Consider the following 10,710-nt stretch of genomic DNA (forward strand, 5'->3'; position numbering starts at 1 on the left):
CCCCCGCCAATAACGGCTCGATCTACCAGGCCGGTTTCGAACAGAACCTGTACAGCGACCGCAAGGCGTTCCGGGTCGGTGACATCATCACCATCACCCTGAACGAGCGCACCCAGGCGAGCAAGAACGCCAACTCGCAGATCGACAAGAACAGTGACACCAGCGTCGGCCTGACTTCGTTGTTCGGTTCCAGCCTGACCACCAATAACCCGATCGGTGGCAACGACCTGAGTCTGAACGCCGGCTATAGCGCCGATCGCGCCACCAAGGGCGACAGCAAGTCTGGCCAGAGCAACAGCCTGACCGGTTCGATTACCGTGACCGTCGCCGACGTGTTGCCCAACGGCATCATCGCCGTGCGCGGCGAGAAGTGGCTGACCCTCAACACCGGCGATGAGCTGGTGCGGATTGCCGGCCTCGTTCGCGCCGACGACATCGCCACCGACAACACCGTGTCGTCGACCCGCGTCGCCGATGCACGCATCACCTATTCGGGCACCGGCGCGTTTGCCGATGCGAGTCAGCCAGGCTGGTTCGACCGTTTCTTCCTCAGCCCGCTGTTCCCTTTCTAGGTGGCTATGTTGAATCTTAAACACCTGATGGTGGGCGCCCTGTTGCTGACCGCAGCCTTCGACGCTCAAGCCGAGCGGCTGAAGGACATCGCCAGTATTTCCGGTGTGCGTTCCAACCAATTGATCGGCTACGGCCTGGTGGTCGGGCTTAACGGCACCGGTGACCAGACGACCCAGACTCCGTTTACCCTGCAGACCTTCAACAACATGCTCTCGCAGTTCGGCATCAAGGTGCCGGCAGGTTCAGGCAACGTGCAGTTGAAGAACGTCGCGGCAGTATCGATCAGTGCCGACTTGCCAGCCTTCGCCAAGCCGGGTCAGCAGGTGGACATCACCGTGGCGTCCATCGGTAACTCCAAGAGCCTGCGCGGCGGCACCTTGCTGCTGACGCCGCTCAAAGGTATCGACGGCAACGTCTACGCAGTCGCACAGGGTAACCTCGTCGTTGGCGGTTTCGATGCCGAAGGTCGTGATGGTTCGAAGATCACCGTCAACGTTCCGTCGGCCGGTCGCATCCCTGGCGGTGCATCGGTCGAGCGTGCAGTGCCAAGCGGTTTCAATCAGGGCAACAGCCTGACCCTGAACCTCAATCGTTCGGACTTCACCACCGCCAAGCGCATCGTCGACAAGATCAACAACATGCTTGGCCCTGGCGTTGCTCAGGCCATCGACGGTGGTTCGATCCGTGTGACCGCGCCACTCGATCCGAGCCAGCGGGTCGACTATTTGTCGATCCTCGAAAACCTTGAAGTCGACCCGGGTCAGGCGGTGGCGAAAGTCATCATCAACTCGCGCACCGGCACCATCGTGATCGGCCAGAACGTCAAGGTTTCACCGGCCGCCGTGACCCACGGCAGCCTGACCGTAACCATCACCGAAGACCCGATCGTCAGCCAGCCCGGCCCTCTGTCCAACGGGCAGACGGCGGTGGTGCCGCGCTCGCGGGTCAACGCTCAGCAAGAAGCCAAGCCGATGTTCAAGTTCGGCCCGGGCACCACCCTCGACGAAATCGTCCGTGCGGTGAACCAGGTCGGCGCGGCACCGGGTGACTTGATGGCGATCCTCGAAGCGCTGAAACAGGCCGGCGCGTTGCAAGCCGACCTGATCGTGATCTGAGGGCAGCGACCATGGATATGCGTAAAAGCGGCTTGGTCAGCAGCAGCGATTCGGGTTCCTACTCGGACCTGAACCGCCTGAATCAGCTCAAGGTCGGCGACAAGAACAGCGATGCGAACATGCGCAAAGTAGCGCAGGAATTCGAGTCGCTGTTCCTTGGTGAAATGCTCAAGTCGATGCGCTCGGCCACCGAAGCGCTGGGCGAGGACAATCCGCTCAACACACCGGCAGCCAAGCAATACCAGGAAATGTACGACCAGCAGTTGGCCGTTTCCATGTCCCGCGAAGGCGGCGGTATTGGCCTGGCGGACGTGCTGATGCGCCAGATGTCGAAGAACAAACCGATGGCGCCGGGTGAGGCCGCAGCAGCGTCTGCCGCCAAGCAAGCTGCCGCGAAAGCCGCCGTGGAAACGCCGATTGCCGCCGGTACGGTCGCCACAAATGGGCCTCTGTCGCGTCTCAATGGTGAGCGCCCGTTGTGGGCTTCGCGCTCGGTGAAGACGCCGGCAAGCGCGGGCGAGGGTGCTCATCGCAATGACATGGCGCTGATCAATCAGCGGCGTCTGGCATTGCCACCGAAACTGGCCGATCGTTTGCTCGCCGGGCTGGTGCCGTCGGCATCGACCGCTGCAACAACCGCCACAACGGCACAGAACAGTATCCAGGTGCCGCAGAGCACCAAGACGGGTTCCGGTTCCCTGTACAACGGCGATTGGCTGGCTTCACAAACGGATACGACATCCAGCGGGCGCCTGCAGATCTACGGTCGTGCCATGGCTCAAATACCCCTGGCGCCAGCGAAAAAAGCCTTCAGTTCCGCCGACGAATTCGTCAACACCATGCTGCCGATGGCCAAAGAAGCTGCCGACCGTATCGGTGTCGATCCGCGTTACCTGGTGGCTCAGGCTGCCCTGGAAACCGGTTGGGGTAAATCGGTCATGCGCGCCCAAGATGGCAGCAGCAGCCACAACCTGTTCGGCATCAAGGCCAGCAGTAACTGGAAGGGCGATTCGGCGCGTGCGATCACCAGCGAATTCAGAAATGGCGAGATGGTCAAGGAGACGGCCGAGTTCCGTTCCTACGCCTCTTACAAAGACAGCTTCCATGACCTTGTGACGCTGCTGCAAAGCAATAATCGCTATCAAGATGTGCTGAAGTCGGCCGATAACCCAGAACAGTTTGTACGAGAGTTGCAAAAAGCCGGGTATGCAACCGACCCGGATTACGCAAGCAAGATTTCGCAGATAGCCAAGCAGATGACGAGTTACCAAAACTACGCTGCGGCGGGCGCTTCCACCACGCCTTTATAGGCATAAGGTATAAGGTTTGAACCATGAGTTTGCTCAATATCGGGATGTCGGGTTTATCCGCTGGCCAAACCGCGTTGATGGTTACCGGCAATAACATTGCCAACGTCGATACGGCCGGCTACTCGCGTCAGCAAACCGTGCAGAGTACCAAGGCCTCGAATCAGTTCGGCAATGTCTTTATCGGTAGCGGCACGACCCTCGCCGATGTGCGTCGGGTCTACAACAGCTACCTCGATGCGCAGCTGCAAACCACTACCTCGCTCAACAGCGACTCGGCTGCCTATGCCGGGCAGATCAGCCCGCTCGATAAGTTGCTGTCGGACAGCGGCACCGGCCTCAACGGCGCCCTGACCAAGTTCTTCGCCTCGGTACAGAACGTCAACGCCAAACCGGGCGACGATGCTTCCCGGCAACTGCTGCTCAGCGATGCGCAAGCACTGAGCAATCGGTTCAACTCGATCTCCAGCCAGTTGACGACGCAGAACGCGAACATCAACGGCAACCTGGCGGACATGGCCGATCAGGTCAACAAACTGGCGGCCACCGTGGCCCAGTTGAACCAGAAGATTTCCGAAGTTTCCAAAGCCGGCGGTCAGCCCAACGACTTGCTCGATACGCGCAACGAGGTCGTACGTCAATTGTCTACCTTCACCGGCGCGCAAGTGATCGAGCGTGACGGTAACCTCGATATTTACCTGGGCAGCGGTCAGCCGCTGGTCATGGGCAACACCGCCAGCAAGCTGGAAGTGGTGCCAAGCAAAACCGACCCGTCGCGTTCGGCCATTCAGCTCAATCGCGGCTCGAGCACCATCGACGTCACCTCGGTGATGACCGGTGGTGAGATAGGTGGCTTGCTCCGCTATCGCAGTACCGTACTGGACCCGGCGATGAACGAGCTGGGGCGTGTGGCACTGGTCGTTGCCGATCAGATGAACACCATCCAGGCCCAGGGCATCGACAAAAACGGTGAGTTCGGCTCGAACCTGTTCAGCAGCATCAACAGTGCCGCGCAAATGGCCCAGCGCAGTATCGCCACGGTCGACAACAGCGCAGGCTCGGGCAACTTCGACGTGACCATCGAGGACAGCGGCGCGCTGACCATCAATGATTACAAAGTCACGTTCACCACCGCCACTGACTACACCGTGCAGCGTCTGCCTGAAGGCACTGCCATGGGCGCGTTCAGCACGACGACCATGCCGGCTCCGGTGATCGATGGTTTCTCCATGACGCTCAACGGCACCGCAGCCGCCGGCGACACCTTCAAGATCACTCCGACCCGCAATGCGGCGACCGACATCGAAATTGAGATGACCGACCCCCTGCGTCTGGCCATCGCAGCACCGTTGGGGGCGGCCATTGCTGCTGGCAGCAGCGGAACATTGACGATTCCGGCCAGCGGTCAACCGACCCTGACTACGAAGTTCGATATCTATGACGCGACCACCACCCTGGCCATTCAGAATGGCCTGAAGACTTCGACTCCGGTCAAAGTGGTTTTCGGTGCCACCGGTGGTACCACCCAGACTTACCAGCTGCTCGATGCCAAGGGTAATGAACTCAGTAACGGCACCATTGTGCCTGGCCAGAACAATACGCTGAGCCTGACCATTCCACTGGTCGACGCCAGCGGTGCCGCGATCAATGATCCAGGACCGCCAATCGTGCAGCGTACTGCATCGTTCGATATGACCATCGCGGGTTCACCGGACAGCTCGACGGCGATCAACGTGACGCTCAGTCAGGCGGGCACTCTGGACAACCGCAACGGCAACGTACTGGCCGATTTGCAGACCCTGAAGACCGTGGATACCGGTTCGACCAGCGGTGGCATTTCCCTGACCGATGCTTACGGCAAGCTGGTCGAGGGCGTCGGCGCCAAGGCCGCCCAGGGCGAGCTTGACAGTGCCGCGACCACCGCCATCCTGGCCAATGCCAAGACCGCTCGTGATTCACTATCGGGTGTCGACCTCGATGAGGAAACCGGCAACCTGGTCAAGTATCAGCAGTACTACACCGCGTCTTCGCAGATCATCAAGGCTGCGCAGGAAATCTTCAGCACACTGATCAACAGTCTTTAAAGGAGTCGTAGTCCATGCGCATTTCTACCGCCCAGTTTTACGAGTCCTCTGCTGCCAACTATCAGAAAAACTTCGCCAACGTAGTCAAGAGCAGCGAAGAGGCCAGCAGCCTGGTTCGCATCAACACCGCCGCCGACGATCCGGTCGGCGCTTCACGCCTGCTGCAATTGGGGCAGCAGGCTTCGATGCTCGATCAGTACGAGGCTAACGCTACGACTATCAAGGCCACCCTCGGTACTGCCGAAGCGGTGATGACCAGCATCAACAATGTGTTGCAGCGTGCCAGAGAACTGGCTGTTAGCGCGGGCAACGCCGGTTATACCGACGAAGACCGCCAAGCCACCGCTTCGGAGCTGGGGCAGATCGAAGAGCAATTGCTGAGCCTGATGAACAGCAAAGACGAAAACGGCAAATACATCTTCGCCGGATCCAAGGGCGATACCGTGCCGTTCACGCGCAACAACGATGGCACCTACAGCTACAATGGTGATCAGGTAACGCTTGACCTCGCGATTGGCGATACCATGTCGATGGCCACCAACAGCACCGGTTGGGACGCGTTTCAGAAAGCAATCAACACCAGCCGTAGCGATGTCACCATGACCGCGCCGGCCGTGGATGATGGCCGCGTAACCCTGTCCGATGGCCAGGTGTCGTCGAACGTCACCTACAACAGCAAGTTCCGCAGCGGCGAGCCGTATACCGTGGACTTTGTCAGCGGTACGCAATTGCTGATCACTGACTCGTCCGGTAACGACGTGACCGCTGAAGCCAGTCAGGGAGGCGCATTCGATCCTGCCAGCAAGGCCGGTCAGGCCGTTACTTTCCGCGGCGTCGAGCTGACCCTGAATATCAATCTGAGCGCCGGTGACACGGCGGCTACTGTGCTGCCGGGCCACACCTTTACCCTGGCGGCCAAACCGGACACCTTCACCGCAACCGGCAGCCCAGGCAATCCTTCGACGGCGCAGGTGACTGCCAGCAGCATCACTAACTCGGTGGATTACCACGCCAGTTTCCCCAGTGGTTCGGCGATCCTGAAGTTTACCAGTGCCACCGATTTCGAGCTGTATGCCGCGCCTTTGACGGCCAGCAGCAGCCCGGTGTCTTCGGGGACCATGGTCGGCAGCGTCGCCACCGCATCGGGCGTGAGCTTCACCCTGAGTGGTACCCCGGCTGCCGACGATCAGTTCAGCATCGCGGTCAATACTCATGAAACCCAGAACATTCTGGACACTGTGAGCCAGTTGAAAACCGCATTGAATACGCCAACCAACGGTAACGCCATCGCCACCCAGAAATTGCAGGCGTCATTGGCTTCCGGCATTGCCAACCTGGCCAGCGGCACCGATCAGTTGTCCAGCGCCTTGAGTTCGGTCGGTGGTCGCGGTGCTGCCCTGGAAACCCAGAGTGATACCAACCAGAGCCTGATCCTGGCCAACGCCCAGACCCAATCGTCGATCCGCGATTCCGATGCGGCCGAAGTGATGACCCGTCTGACCTTGCAGCAAACCATGCTGCAAGCCTCGCAACTGGCCTTCAGCAAGATTGCTCAGTTGGGCCTGTTTAACAAGGTCTGAGTTTGCGTCTGCCGAGCTGCCAACCGTCTTTTTTTAAGCGGTTCCGGGGTCTCTGCCTGAAAGGGTAGAGGCCCGCCGCTCGAGAGTTCCCCCGCCGTGAATCAACGCCCCCTCGTCAGCATCGTCATTCCTGCTTTCAACCCACGCTTCTTCAGCCAGGCGCTGATGAGTGCGCTCGCTCAGACCTACGAGCACGTTGAAATCGTCATCTGCGACGACTCGCCAGACGATGAAATCCGCACCATCGTGGAGGGCTTCGCCGAGCCGGCTCATCCGGTTCGCTACTTGCGTAACCCGCAGCGGTTGGGGTTGCAGAAGAACGTACTGCGTTGCGTCGAAGAAGCCCGGGGCGAGTTCATCAAAGTGCTGTGCGATGACGATCGACTGTTTGCGCCCAGCGTTGCCTTGCAGGCCCAGGTGTTGATCGATCACCCAGACGTCAATCTGGTGTTTGCGCTGCGCATGTTCAGCGACGCTGGCAATTTTCTGCTGCCGTCGCGGGTGGGCAACTGCCGCTTTTGTCCGAACGATGCGTTGTTCAAGGGGGACGATATGCTGGCGATTTTCGAGGGCACGCCAAAGAATTTCCTCGGCAATTTCAGCGCTAGCCTGATGCGTCGCGCTGATGTGCTGGAGTTGTTGCCAGCCTTGATCCAGGAAGGCTCCGGGTTCATTGCCATGCTCGATTTCGCCTTGTTCGTGTGCCTGATGCGCCGCGGTAACCTGGTGTCGCTCAGCACCGTGCTGAGCACCGAGCGTCTGTATACAGAGCGATTGAGCCGGACCTCAGAGATGCTCAAGGCTGCGGCGCTCGAGTGGAGTTGGCTGGCGCAGATGCTCGCGGTACGCAGTGGCGAAGCGGCGCCGGCATCGGGCTGGGTTCGCTATATCGACCTGGTCAAAGTCACTGATCAACCCCACGCCTGGGAAGAGTTGTTTGTGATGCGCATCCTCGGCAACCGCGGCACGGTGGTCAATGGTCGAGTCGGTGGGGAGAGCGAGAGTTACGCCGACTTCTATCGCCAATGGCTGGCGATCCGCAGGTTTTCGGCGGTCGAGCAGCGGCTCATGCGGCAGCGCATCGACAGCTGGGCGCTCCGCCCGCAGATCGTGCCGATCGTCATTGATAGCGGTGCCGACAGCGCAGCGCTGAAAACCACATTGCAGAGCATCAGTGCTCAGCTGTATGGGCCTCAGGCAGTGGTGGTGCTGTCCGATGCGCACTGCGATGCCGACGATCGTATCGTCCAATTGCCGTTCCAGTCGGACTGGGCGCAACAGCTCAATGTCGTGGTCCCGCAACTGGAAGGGGCGCACTGGTTTTACCTGTTGCAGGCTGGCGACACCTTGCGCGAATCGGCGCTGCTGATTCTGGCGGAGCGTATCGCCGGGGCTCCGGGCATTCTCTGTGCTTATAGCGACGAAGGCGTTTTGATCGACGGCGAGTCGAGCGACGCGGTGTTCAAGCCGGATTTCAACCTCGATCTGATGCGTGCCTATCCCTATGTCGGCCGAGCCCTGGCCTTCGAGCGTCAGCGCTTCATAGCCCTGGGTGGGTTTGATCCGGTTCACGGCGAGCTGGCACCCCATGATCTGATGTGGCGTCTGGTGGAAGAGGTCGGTCCGCAGACCATCGAGCACATCGCCGAGATTCAGGTGGAGTCGAGTCTGGCCTTTGCCGACTGGCTGTCATTACCCGAAGTCATCGAGAACAACGCTGGTATGGTCGGTGCGCACCTGGACCGTATCGGCATGGCGCACACTATCCGTCACGAAGAATTGCCACTGATCAATCGCATCGATTACCGGCATGAGGCGCGTCCGCTGGTGTCGATTATCATCCAGACCGGCGATTCGCTTTACGCCTTGCAACGTTGCACCGAAGGTTTGATCGAGCGCACAACTTACACCCAGTACGAAATCCTGATCGTCGACAGCGGAACTGACGACCCGGCGATGCTCGACTGGTTGGCTGCCATGACGCAGCTGGGTACCGCGATGCTGCGGGTGCTGCGTTACGCCGGGGACGCCAACGACACGGCGATCCGCAACTTCGCCGCGAGCCTGGCTCATGGCGACTACTTGCTGCTGCTCAGTCCCCGGACGGTGATCTGCAACAGCGATTGGCTGGACGAATTGCTCAACCACGCACAGCGTCCCGAAGTGGGGGTGGTTGGCGCCCGGATTCTCAGTCCGCAGGGAACGATCGTCAGCGCCGGGTTGATCCTCGGGTTGGGGGGGGCGGTCGGTTCGCCATTCACCGGGGAGGCTGCTGATTCTCGCGGCTACATGCAGCGGTTGCACATGACCCAGAACTGGAGCGCGGTCAGTGGCCAATGCCTGATGGTTCGCAAGGAAGTGTTCGACAGTCTGGGGCGGCTCGATGAGACGACGTTTACCCAGGGCTTGGGCGATGTCGATTTGTGCCTGCGGGTGAGTAACAACGGCTTCCTGGTGGTCTGGACGCCGTATTCCAGTGTGGTGCTGGCCTCGGAAGGTGAGGAGTCGACGCCGGAGGTGTGTGAGCGTGAACAGGACGCCTTCTATCGCAAATGGCTGCCGAAGATCGCCAAGGATCCGGCCTACAGCCCGGCACTGAGCCTTGGGTTTTCCAGCTTCAGTCTGGAGCCTTCGCTACGCAACAACTGGAACCCGTTTTGCACCCGTGCATTGCCGCTGATTCTCGGTCTTCCGGTCAACAGCACTGCCGTCGGTCACTACCGGGTGATCGCGCCGCTGGCAGAGCTCGAAGCCACCGGACGAGTGATCTCGCGGGTGGCCCATGAGTCGCCGTCGATCGTGGAGCTCGAGCGTCTGTCCCCGGACACCATCGTCCTGCAGGGACGTTACAGCGAAGGTTCAGTCGGCGATATTCTGCGGATGAACAAGTATTCCAGCGCCCTGCGGGTTTTCGAACTCGACGACTACATCGTCAGCGCACCGAAGAAAAACGCTCACGCCCGCAACAAACCGGTCAACATCGAACAGATGCTGCGCGAAGGCATCGGCCTGTGCGACCGCTTGGTAGTCACAACCCAGCCGTTGGCCGATATTTTGTCGAGCATGCACAACGACATTCGCGTGGTGCCGAACATGTTGCCGCCGACCCCTTGGGCGACGCTGACCAGTCGTCGCCGCACCTCCAGCAAACCGCGCGTTGGCTGGGGGGGCGGCACCAGTCACACCGGGGACCTGGAGATCATTGCCGAAGTAGTGCGCGAGTTGGCGGACGAAGTCGAGTGGGTGTTCTTCGGCATGTGCCCGGACGAACTGCGCCCGTACATCCACGAGTTTCACCCCGTCGTCGGCCTGCAGAACTACCCGTTCAAACTGGCCAGCCTGAACCTTGACCTGGCGCTGGCGCCGCTGGAATTCCATATCTTCAACGACTGCAAAAGCAATCTGCGGTTATTGGAGTACGGAGCCTGCGGATACCCGGTGATCTGCACAGACACTGAGGCTTATCGCGGCCACTTGCCGTGCACCCGGGTTCACAGCAACAGCACGGTGGAATGGCTGCAAGCCATCCGCATGCACCTGGCCGACCCGGACGCGAGTTACCGCATGGGCGATGAATTGCGTGAGGTGGTGCATCGGGATTTCATGTTGCGGGGCGATAATTTGAACCACTGGTTGTGGGGTTGGTTGCCAGACTGATTGGCTCCGACCCATCCTTTGAAAACAGACGATTTTATGTCGCCTATTTTTGTTTTATTTCAAGGTTGTTTTTCTTCTCCAGTTCGAGTTTTAGCTGCTGAATTCATTGAAATGAAGATGTGACGACGCCCATCGGGCGCCGTTTTCTGAAGGTATCTGGTTCAACAACATGGCAAGGAAGATGTCGAAATGGCAGTGATAGACGGGACAAACGGCGTGGATACGCTGACAGGTACCAGCGGTGATGACGAGATCAATGCGTTGGGTGGCGATGATGTGATCATGGGGAGTGCCGGTGCGGATGCGCTGGATGGCGGCACCGGTACCGACACGGTCGATTACTCGACGTCGGCCGCCGGCGTCAACGTTGAGGTCCGCTTTGGCCCGGGCATGG

General features: G+C 59.8%; 7 protein-coding genes. All 7 read left to right on the forward strand.

Annotation, left to right across the window (positions count from 1 at the left end; genetic code table 11):
• On the forward strand, window positions 1-572 hold a 572-nt coding region (flgH, locus tag PMI30_RS03180; protein WP_008014239.1), incomplete at its 5' end, for a flagellar basal body L-ring protein FlgH.
• Window positions 573-578: 6 nt separating this feature from the next.
• Window positions 579-1,688, forward strand: a complete 1,110-nt coding sequence (locus tag PMI30_RS03175) for a flagellar basal body P-ring protein FlgI (RefSeq protein WP_008014241.1) — start codon at window positions 579-581, stop codon at window positions 1,686-1,688.
• Window positions 1,689-1,699: 11 nt separating this feature from the next.
• On the forward strand, window positions 1,700-2,998 hold the full coding sequence (flgJ, locus tag PMI30_RS03170) for a flagellar assembly peptidoglycan hydrolase FlgJ (RefSeq protein WP_008014243.1): 1,299 nt from the start codon (window positions 1,700-1,702) through the stop codon (window positions 2,996-2,998).
• Between the two features lie 23 nt (window positions 2,999-3,021).
• Window positions 3,022-5,079, forward strand: a complete 2,058-nt coding sequence (flgK, locus tag PMI30_RS03165) for a flagellar hook-associated protein FlgK (RefSeq protein WP_008014244.1) — start codon at window positions 3,022-3,024, stop codon at window positions 5,077-5,079.
• Between the two features lie 14 nt (window positions 5,080-5,093).
• Window positions 5,094-6,659, forward strand: coding sequence for a flagellar hook-associated protein 3 (locus PMI30_RS03160; protein WP_008014246.1), 1,566 nt, complete (start codon window positions 5,094-5,096; stop codon window positions 6,657-6,659).
• 96 nt (window positions 6,660-6,755) lie between these two features.
• Window positions 6,756-10,316, forward strand: a complete 3,561-nt coding sequence (locus PMI30_RS03155) for a glycosyltransferase (RefSeq protein ID WP_032836256.1) — start codon at window positions 6,756-6,758, stop codon at window positions 10,314-10,316.
• Window positions 10,317-10,505: 189 nt separating this feature from the next.
• Window positions 10,506-10,710 (forward strand): calcium-binding protein (locus tag PMI30_RS03150; protein ID WP_008014249.1); only part of this gene is annotated, 205 nt, incomplete at its 3' end.

The organism is Pseudomonas sp. GM50 (genome assembly GCF_000282375.1).
GTDB lineage: Bacteria > Pseudomonadota > Gammaproteobacteria > Pseudomonadales > Pseudomonadaceae > Aquipseudomonas.